The following is a 19,910-nucleotide window of genomic DNA, read 5'->3' as shown; positions in this document are numbered from 1 at the left end:
CCAGCCGAATAGTGGCTTATCATCTATTTAATGGTTCATTATTCAGGTGAAGGTTCCCATGCGTCTGGAAGTCTTTTGTGAAGACCGACTTGGTCTGACCCGCGAATTACTTGATTTACTGGTGTTACGTAGCATTGATTTACGCGGAATCGAGATTGATCCCATTGGGCGAATTTATCTTAATTTTGCTGAGCTGGAATTCACCGACTTCAGCAGCCTGATGGCCGAAATCCGCCGTATTTCCGGCGTAACGGATGTCCGTACCGTTCCCTGGATGCCGTCCGAGCGTGAACATCTGGCCCTGAGCGCGCTGCTTGAGGCGTTGCCGGAGCCGGTGCTCTCATTGGATATGAAGAGTAAAGTGGAGATGGCGAACCCGGCGAGTTGTCAGCTTTTTGCCCAGAGCCAGGAGCGAATGCGGCACCATACCGCCGCACAATTAATCAACGGCTTCAATTTTCAGCGCTGGCTGGACGGTAACCCGCAAAGCTCCCATAACGAACATGTCGTGATCAACGGGCAAAACTTCCTGATGGAGATTACGCCGGTACATTTACAAAACGAAAATGACGAATACGTGTTGACCGGGGCGGTCGTGATGTTGCGTTCCACGATTCGTATGGGGCAGCAGCTACAGAATTTGTCCACGCAGGATCTGAGCGCGTTTAGTCAGATTATTGCCGTGAGCGCAAAGATGAAGCACGTCGTTGAGCAGGCGCGCAAACTGGCGATGCTCAGCGCGCCGCTGCTGATTACCGGCGATACGGGAACCGGCAAAGATCTTTTCGCCTATGCCTGTCATCAGGCAAGCCCTCGTTCAGCGAAGCCGTATCTGGCGCTCAACTGCGCTTCAATCCCGGAAGATGCGGTAGAAAGCGAACTATTTGGCCATGCGCCGGAAGGTAAAAAAGGCTTTTTTGAACAGGCGAATGGCGGTTCGGTGCTGCTGGATGAAATTGGCGAAATGTCGCCGCGTATGCAGGCGAAGCTGCTACGTTTTCTCAACGATGGTACGTTCCGTCGCGTCGGCGAAGATCACGAAATTCATGTTGATGTCCGCGTTATCTGCGCCACGCAGAAAAATCTGGTGGAGCTGGTGCAAAAAGGACTGTTCCGCGAAGATCTCTATTATCGACTTAACGTTCTGACGCTTAATTTGCCGCCGTTGCGCGATTGTCCGCAGGATATTATGCCGTTGACCGAACTGTTCGTGGCGCGTTTTGCCGACGAACAGGGCGTTCCGCGACCGAAACTGTCTGCCGATCTGAGTACGGTCCTCACTCGTTACGGCTGGCCGGGTAACGTTCGCCAGCTTAAAAATGCGATTTACCGGGCGCTGACGCAACTGGAAGGGTATGAGCTGCGTCCGCAGGATATCCTGCTGCCTGACTACGATGCCGCGACGGTGGCAGTCGGCGAAGATGCGATGGAAGGTTCGCTGGATGACATTACCAGTCGTTTTGAACGTTCTGTCCTGACCCAGCTTTATCGTAGCTATCCGAGTACGCGTAAACTGGCGAAACGGTTGGGGGTATCGCACACCGCGATTGCCAATAAGCTACGTGAATATGGTCTGAGCCAGAAGAAGGGTGAAGAGTAGAAAAAAAGAAGGCCTCTGGATAGAGGCCTTCTTGTGACAAAAGAGCACCGCCTGTAGCACTGACAAACGTAGCGCCAGCAGTCGCTGGCTTATGCCTTCAGGACATTAAGCGCGGCGTCGTAATCCGGCTCGTGGGTGATTTCATCCACCAACTGGCTGAAAATAACGTTGTCGTTTTCGTCAAGCACGATGACTGCGCGCGCCGCCAAACCTTTCAGCGGGCCGTCAACGATTTCGACGCCGTAGTTTTTCAGAAACTCGTTATTACGCAGAGTGGAAAGCGTAATAACATTGCTCAGGCCTTCCGCGCCGCAAAAACGCGACTGTGCAAAAGGCAGGTCAGCAGAAACGCACAATACGACGGTATTCTCCACTTCTGTGGCCAGTTGATTAAACTTACGAACTGATGCGGCGCATACGCCAGTATCAATGCTTGGGAAAATATTCAGCACTTTGCGTTTGCCTGCATATTGGCTGAGGGAAACGTCAGACAAATCTTTTGCGACAAGAGTAAAAGTCTGTGCTTTGCTACCAGCCTGCGGAATAACGTTGGCAACGGTGACCGGGTTACCCTGGAAATGTACAGTCTGTGACATAATTATGTTCCTATTTACTTATAGTTAACGTCGAAATCCAGTTTAAGTCATTATTCATTAACACGGCAAATACTATTTGTAGCAAGCCGCGTCCGGCGCTATCAGAGGGGAAGAGATGAGATCTGTTAAGGTATATGAGGAAACCTGGCCGTTGCATACGCCTTTCGTTATTGCGCGTGGTAGCCGAAGCGAAGCGCATGTTGTCGTTGTCGAACTGGAAGAAGAGGGCGTAAAAGGCATCGGGGAATGTACGCCATATCCACGTTATGGTGAAAGTGATGCCTCGGTCATGGCGCAAATCATGAGTATTGTGCCTCAGTTGGAAAACGGACTGACTCGCGAAGCATTGCAGAAACTGTTACCGGCAGGCGCGGCGCGCAACGCGGTGGACAGTGCCTTATGGGATTTGCAGGCCCGCCAGCGGCAGCAAAGCCTTGCCGGGCTGCTCGGCGTGACGCTGGCCCCGGTTTTTACTACCGCGCAAACGGTAGTGATAGGCACGCCGGAACAGATGGCGGCCAGTGCGGCGGCACTATGGGAAAAAGGGGCAACGTTGCTGAAAATCAAACTCGATGCTCGTCTGATTAGCGAACGTATGGTGGCGATCCGCTCGGCGGTGCCGGAGGCGACGCTCATTGTGGACGCCAATGAATCGTGGCGTCCGGAGGGGCTGGCGGCGCGTTGCCAGTTACTGGCGGATCTGAATGTCGCGATGCTGGAGCAGCCGCTGCCCGCGCAGGATGACGCCGCCCTGGAAAATTTTATTCATCCGTTGCCCATCTGTGCAGATGAGAGCTGCCATACTCGCAGTAGTCTGAAAGCCCTGACGGGGCGCTACGATATGATTAACATTAAGCTGGATAAAACCGGCGGTCTGACCGAGGCGCTGGCGCTGGCAACGGAGGCGCGGGAGCAAGGATTCGGCCTGATGCTGGGCTGTATGCTCTGTACATCAAGAGCGATTAGCGCCGCGCTGCCGCTTATGCCGCAGGTGAGCTTCGCCGATCTTGATGGCCCAACATGGCTGGCGGTTGATGTTGAGCCCGCGCTACGCTTTACGACGGGTCAACTCCATCTTTAGGATGCCAGCGGAGCAGATTCGACATAGCCAGCAGGTATTTTTCGCTGGCTTCATCGGCAGAAACAGGGGGAAACTCGGCGGTAATGCAGTGCAGGTTGAGGTCGGCGCACCAGCTGCCAAACGAACCGGGCGTTTCGTAACCAACGCTGGTCACCAGCGGCAACGCAAACGCATCGGCCAGCCACTCGCCTAGCTCGCTGCGACGTGGATCTTCAATGCAGGCCAGGGGATCGTGAAAAGAGACGACCCAGGCGGGTTGGAGTTGATGTATTAACTGGCAAAGCGCCTGGGTTTCCGGTTCTGAGCCGGGATGATCGCCGGTTAGCAGCACGACATCACGCTCTTGCGCGCGGCTATTCCAGCGATAAACTGTTTCACCCGCTTTCCAGTTGGCGGCGGGAAAGTTACGGTTTAAATCAATGCCATTTGCATTTGCCCTTAATCCTAGTTGACAGCCATCAGGATTAACGGCAAGTACGACATGATGACGGCGAAGGGAAGGATTTAAGGTGCGTAACGCACAGGAGAGCGTCACCACGGATGAGGTTTCATCCCCGTGGGTGCCAGCCAGTATCAGGCCGCTTTCGCGATCGGCGGCAGGCGCCGGAAACCAGATTAGCGGTGCGCCTAGTAGCGAACGTCCATAATGTTCAGTGCCTGGCGGAAATGCGCCGCGCTCGGCACGGGGGCGGGTGACAGTCATACATGTTTCCCGAAGCTGAGACCAGTAGGGTAATCATCGTAGTGTTGTGTAAAACCCGCCGATTATCAAATGGTTTCTATTTACCCTCTTGTATGGCGCGATATCAACTTTCTGGCGGAAGATAATTGCATTTCTTTCTGCTGAAACAAATAATTACGTTGTCATTTAACTCATCTTTGAGGAACTTCTATGAGGCATTCTGTTTCAGTAACCTGTTGTGCGCTGTTGGTTAGCAGCTTTTCCCTGGCATATGCTGCGGATGTTCCCGGCGGAACGGTACTGGCAGAGAAACAAGAACTGGTGCGTCATATCAAAGATGAGCCCGCTTCGTTAGATCCAGCGAAAGCCGTTGGGCTGCCTGAAATTCAGGTGATCCGCGATCTGTTTGAAGGGCTGGTTAACCAGAACGAAAAGGGTGAAATTATCCCTGGCGTCGCCAGCCAGTGGAAGAGCAATGATAATCGTATCTGGACGTTTACGTTGCGGGATAATGCGCAATGGGCCGATGGAACGCCGGTGACCGCCCAGGATTTTGTCTATAGCTGGCAACGTCTCGTTGATCCCAAAACGCTTTCCCCCTTCGCCTGGTTTGCCGCTCTGGCTGGCATCACTAATGCGCAAGCCATTATCGACGGTAAAGCCACGCCGGATCAGCTTGGCGTCAGTGCCGTGGACGCGCACACTTTGCGTATTCAGCTTGACAAGCCGTTGCCCTGGTTTGCCAGTCTGACCGCCAGTTTTGCCTTTTATCCGGTCCAAAAAGCGAATGTTGAAAGCGGTAAAGACTGGATGAAGCCGGGAAAACTGATCGGCAATGGCGCGTATGTGCTTAAAGAGCGCGTGGTAAATGAAAAACTGGTGGTCGTGCCTAATACGCATTACTGGGATAACGCGAAAACGGTACTGCAAAAAGTGACATTTTTACCCATTAACCAGGAGTCGGCTGCGACGAAACGTTATCTTGCCGGTGATATTGATATCACCGAATCTTTCCCTAAAAATATGTACCAGAAATTATTGAAGGATATTCCAGGGCAAGTTTATACGCCGCCGCAATTAGGGACTTATTATTATGCGTTTAATACGCAGAAAGGGCCGACGGCGGATTCCCGCGTTCGTCTGGCGCTAAGTATGACCATTGATCGCCGTTTGATGGCGGAAAAAGTCTTAGGTACCGGTGAAAAACCGGCCTGGCATTTTACACCGGATGTCACGGCAGGATTTAAGCCCGATCCTTCACCGTTTGAACAAATGAGCCAGGAAGAACTTAATGCCCAGGCGAAAACATTGCTGCGTGCAGCAGGCTACGGATCGCAGAAGCCGCTTAAATTAACCCTGCTTTACAATACCTCAGAAAACCATCAGAAAATCGCGATTGCGGTGGCGTCAATGTGGAAGAAAAATCTGGGGGTGGATGTGAAATTGCAAAACCAGGAGTGGAAAACGTATATCGACAGCCGGAATACCGGTAATTTTGATGTTATTCGCGCCTCCTGGGTGGGTGATTACAACGAACCGTCGGCTTTCTTATCCTTATTAACGTCCACGCATACGGGGAATATTTCACGCTTTACTAATCCGACTTATGACAAAATCCTGACGCAAGCGACGATGGAAAATACCGCCGAAGCGCGTAACGCGGATTACAATGCAGCGGAGAAAATTTTAACGGATCAAGCGCCTATAGCGCCTATTTATCAGTATACCAATGGCCGGTTAATTAAACCGTGGGTAAAGGGATACCCCATTACTAACCCGGAAGATGTGGCCTATAGCCGTACAATGTATATTGTGAAGCACTGATGCGTACTGGTTACCTTTTGATGAAAGGTAACCACGCCCGCCGCCTGATGCCGCCGTTCTCATTGGTGTGTTTTCAGCCAGGCGGCAATATCCTGTGTCGGCAGATGATGTTGTGCATTCCAGGTGTCGCTCATCGGCCACCACATACCGTCACCACGCGCGAAGGCGACGCGATAGCGCAGCATTGGGTCATGCGGATGTAAACGGAGCTGCTCCTGTAAGTCAGGTAGCGTCAATACGCCTCGGGTAAAAGTTTGCTGCGTCACGCGTTCGACCGTTTCCGCCAGTTTTGCATAAGAGGTCGTTTCCCCCGCGACAAAGACGACTTCGTTAGTGATACGCGGCTGATGCAGATAAATTTCAGTGGTCAGGCGACCAATATCCGCAGGCGACGTGACGGTGACCTGCATTTCCCATCCGCCGAGGGCATTGATGGTTTTTTGGGCTAAGTTGACCACACCAAAGGCCGGTTCGAAGAGAAAAGAGGTAAATATACCGGTTGAAACAATCACCCACTCTGTGACGTTTTGCTCGCGCAAAAGCGTCCTGACGTCATACTGTTCGTCCCACACCGGCTGGCCACTGCCTTTGCCGACCACATCGTAATTCACGCCAAACTGCCAGGGGAAATAGCGCTTAACGCCCGCCTCCAGTACCGCGCGGGTGATTTTTATCTGGGTACCCGCACCGGCGACAAACCCCATACAATTGATGATCGTATCAAAACCGCGGAATTGATCTTTTAACGCTGCAACCGAACTGCCCGCGATGTCGACCGGGATAAACCGCGCACCGGCATCCGCCAGTTGTTGATGAATGCTGGAACGTCGTTTGCTCTGTTTATCCCTGGATTGCCCTGACACAATAACGCTAACGGAACCATTACGCTGTGTGACCGCCGGAACCAACGACGCCAGCACTGACGCCCCCAGTTGTCCCGCGCCCAGCACCAATACTTTTTCACCCACCTGATTATTGGATTGTTTCATTTGCACCTCTCTGTGTTGGTTCACCTGTAGATTAAAGATTACGTCAGGGTTCTGCGTTCGATAAGACGCCGAAGACGGGTTAGACTGTTCTGATAAATGGGATAATTGGCGGGGGGAAAATGGACAAGCTGGAAGCGATGCAGGTCTATGTTTGCGTAGTGGATACCCATAGTTTTATCAGAGCCGCCGAAGTGCTGGGCGTGCCGCGCTCAACGGTATCGCGGGTGGTTAAAGAACTGGAATCCTGGCTTAAGATTCAGCTTTTGCAACGTACAACCCGCAAACTTAGCGTGACCGCAGAGGGGCGGCGTTACTACGAAGAGTGCAAAAGAGTACTGGCAGATATCGCGGCCATGGAGTCGTCATTTCCCGGCCGGGCGGCACAACCCAAAGGGCGTTTTAAAGTAGGGATGCCGCAATCTCTCGCCCGGCATTGCATTATTCCCACGCTCCCGGCCTTTTTGCGCCAGTATCCGGAGCTGGAGCTGATACTTTGTTCCAGCGATAGCGTGGAGGATATTATCCTGCAAGGGTATGACTGCGTGATTCGGGCCGGCAGGATCGATGATTCCACCACGCTGGTTGCCCGTCCACTTGCCAGCTTTAACTGGGTGATAGCAGCATCGCCCACTTACATTGAGCGTTACGGTAGCCCTGAAAATTTAGATGATCTGCAAAAACACCATGCGGTCGGCTACCTGAACCACCGCACTGGGCGTACCACCGACTGGTTTTTTACGCGTGAGGGGAAGGATTACGCGATGCGGGTGCAGGAGACGCTGGTTGTCGATGATACGGACGCTTATATTCAGGCCGGAATACAGGGGCTGGGGTTAATTCGCGTCGCCAGCTATCTGGTTGCGCCGTATCTGCACAGTGGGGCGCTGGTGACCTGCATGGACAACCATTCTTATGATTTGCCGCTTGCGCTGGTCTATCCGCAAAACAGGTTTCTGCCGCCTACGGTACGCGCTTTTTATGACTGGTGCAAAACGGCGCTGAGCCAGCCGGAGTCTCTTCGCTAAAAAATATTATTCCGGATATCGCATTGCCTGTTTAGAAAACTTTTTCACAGACGGTCAAAATGACGGTACTGGTTTTGACGCATAAGTAAAAGGCATTATCAAACAGGTGCTACACGGCGAGGATATAGCAAGCACTGAACGTTTGGATGCAATAAAAAATCTGTACAACTGTTATTAATGAACTTTTTGTATAAAAATAATCGGATTTAACAATACTCATTGTACCTGTCTTTTGCTCTTATCATGGCGTCTTTACAACGAAAGGGTGCTTTAGCGTGGAATATTCAATATTAAGTAACAACCTTAAAATGCCTATGGTGGGTTTTGGCGTTTTTAAGGTAACCGACAAAGAAGAATGTCAGCAGTCAGTGTTAAGCGCTATTCGCAGTGGTTATCGTCTTATCGATACCGCTGCGGTATACGGCAATGAAGATGCCGTTGGTGACGCTGTTCGTGAAGCCATCGCGACAGGCCTGTGTACCCGTGAGGAGTTATTTATTACTTCTAAACTGTGGGTGCAAGATATGGCTAACTACGATCTGGCCAAAGCAGGTATTGAAGCGTCGCTGAAAAAATCCGGGTTAGATTATTTTGATCTCTATTTATTGCATCAGGCAATGGGCGATTATTTTAGTGCGTGGCGCGCGCTGGAAGACGCTTATGAAGCCGGTAAACTAAAAGCCATTGGCGTGTCCAACTTCTATGCGCATGTGTTAGCCAACTTCTGTGAAACCGTCAGAATTACGCCAATGGTAAACCAGGTCGAATTGCATCCATACTTTGCACAACCCGCCGCGCTGGAAACCATGAAGCATTATAACGTTCAGCCTGAAGCGTGGGCGCCGTTAGGCGGCGGGAGACATAAACCGTATGAAAATGTCATGCTTCAAAGGATTGCCGATGCCCATCAAAAAACCATCGCGCAAGTTGTCCTGCGTTGGAACGTGCAGCGTGGCGTCACGGTTATTCCTAAATCCACTCGACAGGAACGTATTGAAGAGAACTTTGCCATCTGGGATTTCTCACTAACGGATAACGAAATGGCTCAAATCAACGCTCTTGATTTAGGCTACGTTGGCGAAGCGGTGAAGCATTTTAATCCTGAATTTGTTCGCGGTTGTCTTGGCGTTAAAATCCACGATTGATCCCGGCGCTTGCAGATGTTTTCTCGCATGAACAGCTTCTAACACGGTTGCCGGAGCGTAGACGGCAACCGTGTGATATTCGCCTGGCCGTCAGGCGCCGAAGGCACCATCGATGGTGTGCATCGCGCCGGTGACGAAAGAGGCTTCCGGGCCGGCAAGCCATGCCACCATTCCAGCCACTTCTTCAGGTCTTCCGTGTCGTTTGATCGCCATGAAACTGTGCATCAGCTCTTTCATGGGGCCATCTTCCGGATTGATGTCGGTATCAATGGGGCCTGGCTGCACCACATTTATCGTAATCCCGCGGGGGCCAAAATCACGAGCCAGGCCGCGCGCCAGCCCTTGCAGGGCTGATTTACTGGCGGCGTACGCGGCCATTCCCGGTACGGGCATCCGATCGCCATTCACGGAACCGATAATAATAATGCGTCCACCTTCCGGCATGTTGCGGGCTGCTTCGACTGACGCATGGTAAGGCGCATGGATATTAATACGGAACAAACGATCTATCGCATCGCTATCTTGTTCCAGCGCATCGCCGAAGAGAGCCACGCCCGCATTGACGACCAGAATATCCAGTGGTCCGTACTCACGCACGAGGCTGATGACGGCATCCCGATCGGCGCTATCCGTCTGGATGGCGGTGCTTCCGGTTTCCGCTGCCAGTTTTTCGGCGGCTTCGCGCGATCCGGCGTAGCTGAAAACGACCGATGCGCCGTCAGCGCTAAAGCGTCGTACAATAGCCGCGCCGATACCACGACTTCCCCCTAAAACCAGTACAGATTTGTTGCGAAATAGCATCATCAGGATGTCCTTTATGATATTGTAGTAGCCACTACAATATGCGTAATGAAATCATGCCGTCAAGGAGTTATGTAGTAATGACTACAAAACATAGTCGAACGCCGGGTCGTCCTCGCCAGTTCGATCCGGAGCAAGCCATTGAAACCGCTCAACACTTATTTCATTCGCGCGGCTACGACGCGGTGAGCGTAGCGGATCTGACAAAAGCGTTCGGGATCAATCCTCCCAGTTTCTATGCGGCGTTTGGCAGCAAGCTGGGGCTGTATACCCGCGTATTAAAGCGTTACAGGATGACCGACGCGATTCCGCTCGGGGCGCTTCTGCGTCACGATCGCCCGACCGCGAAGTGCCTTATTGATGTGCTGATGGAAGCGGCAAGACGTTACGTTGCCGATCCTGATGCCACCGGATGTCTGGTTCTGGAGGGCGCTCATTGTAACGATAAACCGGCACGAGAGGCCGCCTGCGAGTTTTACATCGCTGCTGAAAACCTGATTCGCACTTATGTCGCCATGCGGTATCCGCAAGAGGCTGACCGGACGACGGACTTTATGGGGACGTTAATGGCGGGACTTTCCGCCAAGGCGCGAGCGGGGTATAGCCTGGAGCGTCTTCAGGAGAGCGTACTTCTGGCTGGAGATGTGCTGGAGCGATTACTGCCGGATTAACGCAGCGCATCAAAAAACCTGAGTCAATCAGATATGGGCAAACATGGAGCAATAGCCCTAATCATCCATCTTGCTGTTGCGGTATTCGGTAAAGTACATCAAAAATAGAGGTGTCAGGGAAACAAGAAATACAAAAATGTAGTCTTATTACGGTACTTAGCTTATCAGTGTTGATGCTAGCCGGATGTACAACGACCTATACCATGACGACCCGGACGGGAGAGATTATTGAAACGCAGGGTAAGCCGGAGGTTGACACCGCAACCGGAATGACGAAATACGCTGATGCTTATGGTTATCATCGCGTCATTAAAACCAGTGAAATAGTGCAGACGACAGAAGGCGCATCGAAACTGGACTGGTAATGCGCTAAAGCAGTTGGGAGGCCGTGTCCTGTATGGGTACCGGACAGTTTCTGGGCCTGAATTGAATAGAGTGCCTGTATAGCCGAATTCCGGGTCTCAGCTTGATTTGTGTCGTCAGTTATTTGGTTGTTCCCTGTATATTGAAGGTAAACAGTACTCATGGCTAACGGTCTGTTTTGGATTGTTAACTATCCCGGATTCTGCGCGTTTTATTTAGTCACAACCGTGGTTAAGAATATTTTGGGTCAGACTTACACGCCGGGTATTAAGATAATCCGTCGCATAGAGAGCTTGATCGGCATCATTCGGTTCAAGAAGAAACGGCGTGACTTTAGGTATGAGATCAGCAAACAGGTTATATTGATCCACAGAAGCAAAATGCTGGGTAGCGCTGGCCCAGGGCATTCGCATCAGCTCCGCGTAAGAAGGGGATAGTTGAACAGGCAAATCAAATTCTTTCAGATTAGCAAGCATCTCCTTACTCATATAAAATGTGACCCTGTTTCGCGAAAAGGTGTTAAGCACTGCCTTCAGTCGTTTAACTTTTGCTTCTTTACTCATGCTATTATCAAAAAAACGTGGTGAAAGCATAATAGCAATCGATGCGTTTGATGAAATAACATTATGTAGTGGTTTCAGGGCTACAACAATCTGATCGTTTGTGAAGATACGCTGCGTACCAAAGGAGGTAGTATAGTTTCCACCCAGCCAGATCACATAATCTGTTGTTTTGAGGGGAAGGGCTTTTTCCGGTATATTACCCCTGTCAGGTGCCACCGTTTCAATTGCTAGTGAGTCTTGTCCCCAGACATTATTTATTTTAGAACTCAAAAAATTATATTCTGAAATGTTCCTTAGTTTTAGTAGAGTTATCTGTGAACGGGTAAAAAAGAGATTGAATCTCACTTTGTTCTGCAATTGCCGAAGTAATCTGAGCGTGTTCTGATCGATCAGATGAGTATACAGACCAACAGTTTTTCCGGAAAGTATTGCTGAGGCATTGTTCGCAAGAAGCATTTCTTTTATAGCTCCTTGCCCAATAATCAGTACGCAACTGTATTTTTCTGGTCTGATTTTATCTATGGGGATATCGGTAAGATTGACCAGGTCAGGAGTGCCATGCCGCCAATTATCATGAATGACTGTGGCTCCGGAGGCGTCTCCTCCGGCTCCCCTGGTGATAATAAGAGGAGGGTGGGTACTGGCATGTGCGATATACGAAAAACAAGCTACCATTGCTAGCGCTGAGTTTCTGATGGTTGTATACATATCGTCTGCCCTGATTTCGAAAATATGAATAATGTCTCCTCTTATAATGTACATCAAAAAGAGAACATTTTAATTAAACGTTATCTCAACGAGATAAAAGGTTAGCACAGGAAAGTATAGAGAGAATGTAATCATACCAACATTATAGATGTGGGAGTATGAAGGCCCCGCAGGCCGCCCGGCCAGCATACTCCCATTAATAGTTAAAGTATGGACTTTGCTTTTACCGTAAACTGTAGCCAATATTACCTGATCACTACACCGTACAGTACTGTCAGAAACCTGGCTCCGGTGTTGCGTGACAACAAGTTATTTTCTCAATCCTTTCAAAATGTTAACTTATTTAATAGTCACTTATTTTATCAGAATCAATACTGAGAGTTTTATTACCGCTCTGAAAAGAGAAGGCTTTTCAGATGAAATACGTGGATGGTACGAAGTCATTACAGTACAGGGATATAATAATAAAGATCGACAATGGATTCATTATTCTGTTGCTTTTGGACGGATGCCAAATGGAAGTATTCAATATCTTCTCCTTCTCTCCTGATAAGATTCAGTTTTGGCAATATACACATATATATTGTATTGGAAAATTGTTGATATTTTTCCTTATGACCAACGAAATGGAATTTTGCATATTTACCACATTTTATTACCCTCGACATGGGTATTTTGCCTCCATCGACGGAATTATGTTCCATACCAAAAAAACTGCTTACGGCGATGACCTGGTCATTGGTATTATCCGGCTTAAAAGACGAGAGACAATACACATTTTCGCCCCACGTTCTGCGCGTCTCATGAATGATTTTCCATTTTATAGGCGACGCTTTTTTAGGAAGGTCATTTGTTGCGATCTGATGAGATGTTTGAAATCCGAAAATTTCTTTTGACGTAAGCTGACAAATTTCGAACTGATAATGCTCATCACAGTCAAGCCAGTAGGGAGGCCGTAGGTTTCTGAGATCCCAGAAATCAGCCTTGCGATAGTTATTGGGATTGACACCAAATGTTTTTTTGAACTCTCGACTATAGGACTGCACTGAATCAAACCCCATTCTGAACGCGATATCTGTGACCGACTGAGAGGTCAGCTTTAGCAGAGTGGCGCTTCTGCTCAACTTGCGTTGTCTGATATATTTTCCGATAGAGACTCCACACTTTTCTTTAAAAAAATCCTGCAAACTCCTTCGCGAATAACCTGTTATAACAACCAGCTTTTCAATATCAATCCTCTCTTCAAGATTTTTTTCTATTTGCTCTAATACTGAGATTATTATGGCTTTTTTCATCATCATTCCTCTTTATTGAAGCCGAAAATATAAACATTTAAGGTATTTGACATACTGAGTTATTAAACTAGTGGGATTGTTAGCTTTTCTGGCAAAACAAGAAATATTTAAATTGCTTGACGTTTTTGAATAAACTTTACACTTGGAGATCGGTTTTTGCCAGTAAAGCTAAGTAATTAGCATGGCGAAGGGCATAATTTCACAGGGGGTTAAAATGATTGAATAACCCTGAATTTTTAGCTCGTGAGATTATAAATCTCGTAATTATTTCTAATGATTTAATAAAAGGGAATTGTTTTGTACTTCAAAAAATCTTTATTAGCGTTAGCGATTTGTGCATCCGTGGTCTCAGTAGAGGCGGTGGCGAATACCAGAGCCAATGATATGGCTTCTTCTGCTACACCTGCTTCTGTTGGTCACCGTCCTGTGGCAACTACTAATGCAAAAAAGATAGAAGTGTCTGGGGAACTGACGACCGGTTCAACCCTCCAGATAGCGGATGTTTTTATTAGGGATGAGGATGGGGATCCCTTATCGCTGGATAAAATGAATAATGCCGACGATATTAAATGGTACCTGGTGGATAATGAGGCTGCCGATCCTTCTGGAACCCCGGCGGCAACCGGGACGGCTTTTACCATTCCTGCTGATGCAGGCGGTAAAAAAATTAAAATCGTTTACCGGATTAAGACGGCAACGGGGACGCCGGATAGTGCATTCTTGCCTGCCACTGTCTTATTAACTTCTTCATCTTCTGGCGTGGGCGGCGACTCCGCCGCAGACGGTACGATTTCTAATAAGCTACGTTCTGTCACTATCAATGTGGTGAATGAAAGTGGTAAACCGACTGATGAACTCAACGGTACCAATGACGCCAACACTCCAGTGGTGGGCGGCACCCTTGAAGCGGTACTGGAATGTGCCGCCACAGCGGCGGCTGAGTGTGAGGTCAGTAATTATAACTTTACCTGGCAGATAGCGGATGCCGGGACACCAAATAAGTTCACCGATCTGAATAATACCAACGCTGAAAAGCATAAATATATTATTAAGGGAACTGAGCAGAATAAACTGTTCCGTGTCCACGTTACGCCTAAAACGACGAAAACCACGCCGGAGAATAAACGCGCTATCCGTCGCTGATGGTTATCGCTAAATAAACCTCTTATTTAAATACTCCCTCTGCCAGGCAGGGGGATATAGCAGGAGACAATAAAGTGGTTTTTTCTAAAAAACCCATTACTAAATATATAACCTGGGCCATTGTTACCAGTCAAATTTCACTCCCGGTCATTGCTGATAGCGATAATGAAATTCAGTCGTGGATTGCGGGGACGGCATCGTCTATTTCTCCGCATCTGCAGGAGGGGACGCTGGAGGATTATGCCAAAGAAAAAATAAAGGCATTACCAGGGCAAGCCGCTAATCATTTGGTGAACGAGGGGATGAAGAGCGCTTTTCCGGAGATTATTTTCCGTGGTGGCGTCAATCTTGAAGACGGCGCGAAATATCGCTCATCAGAGTTCGATATGTTTATTCCCGTCGAGGAAACGACATCGTCTTTACTCTTTGGCCAGCTTGGCTTTCGCGACCACGACAGCAGCAGTTTCGATGGCCGCACCTATGTTAACGTTGGTGTGGGTTATCGCCAGGAGGTCAATGGATGGCTGCTCGGCGTCAATACATTTCTGGATGCCGACATCCGTTATTCCCACTTACGTGGCGGCATTGGCGGGGAAGTTTATAAAGACAGTCTGGCCTTTTCCGGCAACTATTATTTCCCTCTCACCGGCTGGAAAACGTCAGCAGTTCATGAATTACATGATGAGCGTCCGGCATATGGCTTTGATCTGCGAACAAAAGGCACGCTTCCCGATTTTCCCTGGTTCAGTGGCGAGCTGACATATGAACAGTATTACGGGGATAAAGTTGATCTATTGGGTAACGGTACATTAAGCCGGAATCCCCGCGCCGCAGGTGCGGCTCTGGTCTGGAATCCTGTCCCCTTGCTTGAGGTCAGAGCAGGATATCGGGACGCCGGTAACGGCGGATCGCAGGCTGAGGGCGGTCTGAGAGTCAACTATTCCTTCGGTACGCCGTTACATGAACAGCTTGATTACCGCAACGTTGGGGCGCCGTCAAATACGACTAATCGGCGTGCCTTTGTCGATCGTAATTACGATATCGTCATGGCGTATCGGGAGCAGGCCAGTAAAATCCGCATTACGGCAATGCCAGTGTCAGGCCTGTCCGGGACGCTGGTGACATTAATGGCGACGGTAGATAGCCGTTACCCGATTGAGAAGGTTGAGTGGTCGGGTGATGCGGAGCTTCTCGCCGGGCTCCAGCTTCAGGGGAGTCTGGGCAGCGGCCTTATCCTTCCACAACTTCCGCTGACGGCGACCGACGGTCAGGAGTATAGCCTTTATTTAACGGTGACTGACAGCCGGGGTACTCGTGTGACCTCCGAGCGTATCCCGGTAAGGGTGACACAGGATGAGACCAGTTTCCGTTCCTGGATAAATGTTATCAATGACGATGTTCAGGTTGAGGACGGCAACTTTGTTATCAGTACGCCGCTTCCTGCCGGAGAAGAGGGGAAGGTTATTGAGTGGCACTACGTGCGCGAGCGTTCTGAAGAGGAGTGGGCATCGCTCAAACCACGTCATATTAAGTATCAATCAGATATGCCGGGTCTGGCATTTAAAGCGCTCGGTGGTACAGAGCGTGACGGCCATTGGGTTGAACGGGTTCTGGTGACCCATATCGGTGACGATGCCCGCTCGCTCAAATTACATATTGAAGCAAGCGGACCAGACGATAAACATCCGGTGAAGGGTACCGTACTACTACAAGCGCAGTCAGACAGTATTGCGCAGAAGGTCACTTCTGTGGAGGTGCTTTTTACGCCGGGTACTGAAGAAGCCAACGGAAGCGTTACCGCGCCAGTCGTCGGAACGGAAATGCGAGCCAGAACGCTTTGTATAAATAACACGGACTGTACTGATGCGTTTAATTATCAGTGGGAAATCTCGGATGAAATGAAATCCTGGCAATCCGTACCGGGGGCGACAAAAGCCACCTGGCTTATCCCTTATAGCCTTAACGGGGAATCGCTACAGAATAAATATATTCGCGTCAGAATTATTTCTGATAAAGAAAATGCTAAGAGTTCTACCGCAGCATCTGATGCGAATTAATGTTTTAAAAAGGATCAACAGTGCGTATGTCGAAACATAATCTTATTATCTATAGCCTGCTTCTGGCGGCTGCGCCGATAAGCGTCTTGGCGGATTCGTCGACAACGTCCGCGGCAACCGTCGGGATGTTTTCTCCTCCTACGGCGCCGAGCGTTGGGCACAGGCCTAGTTCGCCGTTGAGTGATTATGGGTTGGAATTGAATGGGGATTATGGATATTTTGAATCATATATACCTATACCAGGCATGCTTTTAAAAGCAAGAATGGTTGGGAGAGTCAGTGATCTTGATTCTGAAAAATATCAAGCTAATGAAACGGCTACCACAGTATGTACGTATTATCGCGTTGAGAAAGATGACTCACAGCATGAGCTTCTACGTGAAAAGCCGTGTAAATATGAAATTGTTATCAGCGAGGATAATGTAGGTTCGAAGATAAGAATTGAGCATTATAACGAAACAGATATGGTCTCAGCATCAGGATATACGCCTGTGCCGATGGTTTCTGAACTCCATTCTATTGAAACAAAACGTATAGTTAAATTGAGTAAAGATTTATCTGTCATTAGTGCAGATAAATCTTTACTGATGCCAGGAGAGAGTGCTGTTGTGAAAATTATTGTTAAAGATATAAATAATAACCCCATATCTAATCTCAATCTCCAGTGTGGGCATTTTTCAACAGGAAGTTGGAATAGTCGATGCGATATCAAAGCCGGGGGTAATCCCGGAGAGTATCTTCAGACGGTAACTTATAATGGAGGTTCAAATGGAGAGTTGAAATTGACATATAAATATTTTGGGGAATTGATTAAAGATAAATTTACTATCTCCGGGACAATAAAAAAGTAGAGTAAAAACAGCAATGAATAATGGGTTGGCTTTTATTTCACTGCTCTTATTATGGATGCTGACTTGGTTCTTTAGTAGATTGCTAAATAATTATTATGGCTAAAATAATACAAACGTTAAAAGGAGAACTTTTTATGACACCAGCAACAACACAAGATTATATCTCATTGGGTCAGGAACACGCTGTCACCTTTGGCAAAACGCAGCTGACCCTCAAACCCGGTATACTGGCTGAAGGCAAACCATTACCCTGCACAAAGGGGCTGGTGAGCCATAATTTATTACCGGGTTACTGTATCCCGGGGATAAAAAAGCGGATTATTGTCGTCCCGTCACTGGATACGCCGGTTTGTGAATGGCAGGTAAAAGACTATAGTGACCGCCTTAAATCAGCGGGTAGCCACTCAAACCGGGCGGTATATGTGCTGAGTATGGATACGCCATTTGCTCAGGCCCGTTTTATTCGGGAACATGATATTCATCCCGGCATAACCTTTTTTTCTGACTACGCTTGCCGCCAGTTTTTGGATAATTCCGGGCTGAAAATTAATGAGCTCAGTATTTTTGCCAGAGCGTTGATAGAGTGCGATGAAAACAATGTGGTTACGCGTGTTAGTGTACCACGAGATATCACTCATCTTCCTGTTTACTAATCACTTATATCAGCACGCCCCTGCACAGAGAACCGAATAACCGGCAATGCAGGGGCGCAGGCATTCTCTTGTGTGCCCCCACATTTAATACATATACTATTGCATCACGCATAAGGAACTGAAAATGATGCCAGCGGATGGGGCAGGTTAACGTTATGGCACCCCTGAATTTCTGCAATAATCGTCTGGTAACCGGAAAGCCACTTATGACTTTGTGATTTGGCCTGCTGGTGCTGTAAATTATTTATCAATAGCTCCATTGATTCGCGGGTCTGCCAGTAATAATTATTAACCATTCTTCCGCTGGCGGCATCGGTATAGCTTTCCATCCCAATATAGCCATCAATAGACTGCGTATAGCGCTCAATCCAGCCATCCAGTTGATAAAACTCTTCGTCGTACTCTTTTTTTTCGAAAATAAAACTTGTCAGAAACAGCGACATGGTATTTCTCCTGTTACGCAATATCAATCAAACACCCATCAACGTGGATTCAAAACGTAAACCTGGCATCATTTTTTCAAGGCCGTCAGTCAGCATGTTTCCTGCCGCGTACAATTCATCAACCGGCATTTCCGGCAAGCTTTCAAGGATAAACCACATCGCTTTATCTGAAGCGCTTAGTCGGGTACGTACTCCCTGACGCCAGTTCCAGCGCCGACAGGTGACGCCTCTGTCATCGCGCCAGATAACTTCGCCCGGTTCTGGCGACTCGGTGACGGGTTGTCCTTCTTTCAGGGTATCAAATGTTTCACTTCCGTCTGCGAAAACCAGCCGCGGCGATCCACAATAAGCCGCGCTATTTTCGCCGCCTACCGGTACGGCATAGCGCAGGCTCACGGCGTTATAAAGATCAACGACCGGGTCCAGCGCCGCCATTGTTCCATCCTTCAACACGCGTTTTCGTAGCGCTTCAGCCGAGCAGGGGGTGCGCTTTGGTTTTGCGCCGAATGCTTTAAACACCGCATTCCAGGCGTCTATATGCGCCTGTGCCCACGCCGGTTGTCCGTTGATTACGGCCTGACAGGCCTCTTTTAACGCGATTTCTCCGACCTGCGCATCGCGAATCGGAGCGGCAATAACATTAATACTTAATGCACGAAAGCCGGGAGCGATACGGGCCAGTTCCGGGCTGATTGACGGTAACATAGAAGACATCGCATAATCCTGTAATGACTATTTTCTTCTATGATATCGACCAATGACCAAAAAAGTCAACTTATCGACCACGGCGGGCGCCGACGTCAGCACGATAAATGAAGCTGTTTCCCAACGTATCAAACAATTTCGTAGCCAAAAAAAGATGTCACTGGATGAGCTTGCGCGGCGTTCCGGCGTCAGTAAAGGAATGCTGGTGGAAATTGAAGGCTGTAAAGCCAATCCAAGCATTGCGCTGTTATGTAAGATCGCGGCGGCAATGGGAGTGTCCGTGGCGGATTTTGTCAACGTCGCCAGCGAGCCGATGGTCCATCTTATCGACCGGGATGCTATTCCGGTGTTGTGGCGCGGCGAGAAAGGCGGCAGCGCAAAACTGATGGCGGGAACCAGCGGGCCAGATATGCTGGAACTCTGGCAATGGATAATGCATCCTGGTGAACAGTTTGAATCGGCAGGGCATCCGGCAGACACCTGTGAATTACTGTTTGTTAATCAGGGAACACTGACATTAACAGTCAACGGTAGACGCTTTATTATTCGGGAGGGCTGCTCCGCTGTAGCCAGAACCGACATGCCTCATGCCTACGTTAATGACACTAATGAGGTGCTTGAATTTACCATGACGGTGAATGAAAAGAGCCGTTGATCACCGTAAGGCGCTAACAACCCGCCATCCGGACAGGGAAGCCTCGGTGCCCGATAACAC

20 protein-coding genes are annotated in these 19,910 nt (G+C 48.9%); 12 read left to right on the top strand and 8 right to left on the bottom strand.

Features of this window, described 5'->3' with window-relative positions:
* The first annotated feature begins 58 nt into the window (after positions 1–58).
* Positions 59–1,600 carry a transcriptional regulator TyrR gene (gene tyrR / locus OLG56_RS11645; RefSeq protein ID WP_001235493.1) on the top strand — a complete coding sequence of 514 codons (1,542 nt, stop codon included), beginning with the start codon at positions 59–61 and terminating at the stop codon, positions 1,598–1,600.
* A gap of 89 nt (positions 1,601–1,689) precedes the next feature.
* On the opposite strand, the gene tpx is transcribed toward tyrR, so the two are convergent.
* Entirely contained in the window at positions 1,690–2,196 is a 507-nt protein-coding gene (gene tpx, locus OLG56_RS11640; protein ID WP_001629346.1) for a thiol peroxidase, read from the bottom strand.
* 115 nt (positions 2,197–2,311) lie between these two features.
* Between tpx and ycjG the strand changes: the two genes are divergently transcribed.
* The gene (gene ycjG, locus OLG56_RS11635) at positions 2,312–3,277 is read left to right on the top strand and encodes an L-Ala-D/L-Glu epimerase (RefSeq protein WP_001258073.1); all 966 of its coding nucleotides are present in this window, start codon (positions 2,312–2,314) and stop codon (positions 3,275–3,277) included.
* Here ycjG and mpaA read toward each other — a convergent pair.
* Positions 3,252–3,980, bottom strand: coding sequence for a murein tripeptide amidase MpaA (gene mpaA, locus OLG56_RS11630; protein WP_000219102.1), 729 nt, complete (start codon positions 3,978–3,980; stop codon positions 3,252–3,254). The genes ycjG and mpaA overlap by 26 nt on opposite strands.
* A 189-nt stretch (positions 3,981–4,169) precedes the next feature.
* Between mpaA and OLG56_RS11625 the strand changes: the two genes are divergently transcribed.
* Positions 4,170–5,783 (top strand): peptide ABC transporter substrate-binding protein, encoded by a 1,614-nt coding sequence (locus OLG56_RS11625; protein ID WP_061377393.1) that lies wholly within the window; start codon positions 4,170–4,172, stop codon positions 5,781–5,783.
* A gap of 59 nt (positions 5,784–5,842) precedes the next feature.
* Here OLG56_RS11625 and OLG56_RS11620 read toward each other — a convergent pair whose 3' ends face one another.
* Positions 5,843–6,772: an aromatic alcohol reductase gene (locus OLG56_RS11620; protein ID WP_000814359.1), complete on the bottom strand. Its 930-nt coding sequence runs from the start codon at positions 6,770–6,772 to the stop codon at positions 5,843–5,845.
* Between the two features lie 119 nt (positions 6,773–6,891).
* Between OLG56_RS11620 and OLG56_RS11615 the strand changes: the two genes are divergently transcribed.
* The gene (locus OLG56_RS11615; protein WP_000359206.1) at positions 6,892–7,797 is read left to right on the top strand and encodes a LysR family transcriptional regulator; all 906 of its coding nucleotides are present in this window, start codon (positions 6,892–6,894) and stop codon (positions 7,795–7,797) included.
* Positions 7,798–8,072: 275 nt separating this feature from the next.
* The gene (locus OLG56_RS11610) at positions 8,073–8,942 is read left to right on the top strand and encodes an aldo/keto reductase (protein ID WP_000456775.1); all 870 of its coding nucleotides are present in this window, start codon (positions 8,073–8,075) and stop codon (positions 8,940–8,942) included.
* A 90-nt stretch (positions 8,943–9,032) separates the two neighbouring features.
* On the opposite strand, the gene bdcA is transcribed toward OLG56_RS11610, so the two are convergent.
* Positions 9,033–9,746, bottom strand: coding sequence for an SDR family oxidoreductase (bdcA, locus tag OLG56_RS11605; protein WP_000979084.1), 714 nt, complete (start codon positions 9,744–9,746; stop codon positions 9,033–9,035).
* Between the two features lie 77 nt (positions 9,747–9,823).
* Here bdcA and OLG56_RS11600 point away from each other — a divergent pair, with 77 nt between their 5' ends.
* Complete coding sequence (locus OLG56_RS11600) at positions 9,824–10,414, top strand: TetR/AcrR family transcriptional regulator (protein WP_000208477.1); 591 nt, start codon at positions 9,824–9,826, stop codon at positions 10,412–10,414.
* A 128-nt stretch (positions 10,415–10,542) separates the two neighbouring features.
* Positions 10,543–10,779, top strand: a complete 237-nt coding sequence (locus OLG56_RS11595; RefSeq protein ID WP_001168016.1) for a YgdI/YgdR family lipoprotein — start codon at positions 10,543–10,545, stop codon at positions 10,777–10,779.
* Between the two features lie 213 nt (positions 10,780–10,992).
* Here OLG56_RS11595 and OLG56_RS11590 read toward each other — a convergent pair whose 3' ends face one another.
* On the bottom strand, positions 10,993–12,102 hold the full coding sequence (locus OLG56_RS11590; RefSeq protein ID WP_000275489.1) for a hypothetical protein: 1,110 nt from the start codon (positions 12,100–12,102) through the stop codon (positions 10,993–10,995).
* A gap of 389 nt (positions 12,103–12,491) precedes the next feature.
* Positions 12,492–13,349 (bottom strand): GyrI-like domain-containing protein, encoded by an 858-nt coding sequence (locus OLG56_RS11585; RefSeq protein WP_077905743.1) that lies wholly within the window; start codon positions 13,347–13,349, stop codon positions 12,492–12,494.
* A 291-nt stretch (positions 13,350–13,640) separates the two neighbouring features.
* Between OLG56_RS11585 and zirU the strand changes: the two genes are divergently transcribed.
* The 4 genes from zirU (at position 13,641) to OLG56_RS11565 (ending at position 18,047) form a co-directional block, all read left to right on the top strand.
* Complete coding sequence (gene zirU / locus OLG56_RS11580; RefSeq protein WP_061377392.1) at positions 13,641–14,486, top strand: two-partner-like secretion system exoprotein ZirU; 846 nt, start codon at positions 13,641–13,643, stop codon at positions 14,484–14,486.
* Positions 14,487–14,560: 74 nt separating this feature from the next.
* Complete coding sequence (gene zirT / locus OLG56_RS11575; RefSeq protein ID WP_061377391.1) at positions 14,561–16,543, top strand: two-partner secretion translocator ZirT; 1,983 nt, start codon at positions 14,561–14,563, stop codon at positions 16,541–16,543.
* Positions 16,544–16,569: 26 nt separating this feature from the next.
* Positions 16,570–17,394 carry a ZirS family two-partner secretion-like system exoprotein gene (locus tag OLG56_RS11570; protein WP_061377390.1) on the top strand — a complete coding sequence of 275 codons (825 nt, stop codon included), beginning with the start codon at positions 16,570–16,572 and terminating at the stop codon, positions 17,392–17,394.
* A 95-nt stretch (positions 17,395–17,489) separates the two neighbouring features.
* On the top strand, positions 17,490–18,047 hold the full coding sequence (locus OLG56_RS11565) for a redoxin family protein (RefSeq protein ID WP_001062618.1): 558 nt from the start codon (positions 17,490–17,492) through the stop codon (positions 18,045–18,047).
* Between the two features lie 104 nt (positions 18,048–18,151).
* On the opposite strand, the gene OLG56_RS11560 is transcribed toward OLG56_RS11565, so the two are convergent.
* Together OLG56_RS11560 and OLG56_RS11555 are read right to left on the bottom strand one after the other, a co-directional pair.
* Complete coding sequence (locus OLG56_RS11560) at positions 18,152–18,490, bottom strand: antibiotic biosynthesis monooxygenase family protein (RefSeq protein WP_000051812.1); 339 nt, start codon at positions 18,488–18,490, stop codon at positions 18,152–18,154.
* A 27-nt stretch (positions 18,491–18,517) separates the two neighbouring features.
* Positions 18,518–19,204, bottom strand: a complete 687-nt coding sequence (locus OLG56_RS11555) for a B3/B4 domain-containing protein (protein WP_000097247.1) — start codon at positions 19,202–19,204, stop codon at positions 18,518–18,520.
* 43 nt (positions 19,205–19,247) lie between these two features.
* On the opposite strand from OLG56_RS11555, the gene OLG56_RS11550 reads away from it, so the two are divergent.
* Positions 19,248–19,850: a helix-turn-helix domain-containing protein gene (locus OLG56_RS11550; RefSeq protein ID WP_000163368.1), complete on the top strand. Its 603-nt coding sequence runs from the start codon at positions 19,248–19,250 to the stop codon at positions 19,848–19,850.
* The last annotated feature ends 60 nt before the right edge of the window (positions 19,851–19,910 follow it).

It is taken from the genome of Salmonella sp. 2018103, assembly GCF_026247685.1.
In the GTDB taxonomy this organism is placed as follows: Bacteria; Pseudomonadota; Gammaproteobacteria; order Enterobacterales; family Enterobacteriaceae; genus Salmonella; species Salmonella enterica.
Note: the sequence above shows the minus strand (reverse complement) of the source record. Positions and strands in the feature narration are given on the sequence as shown.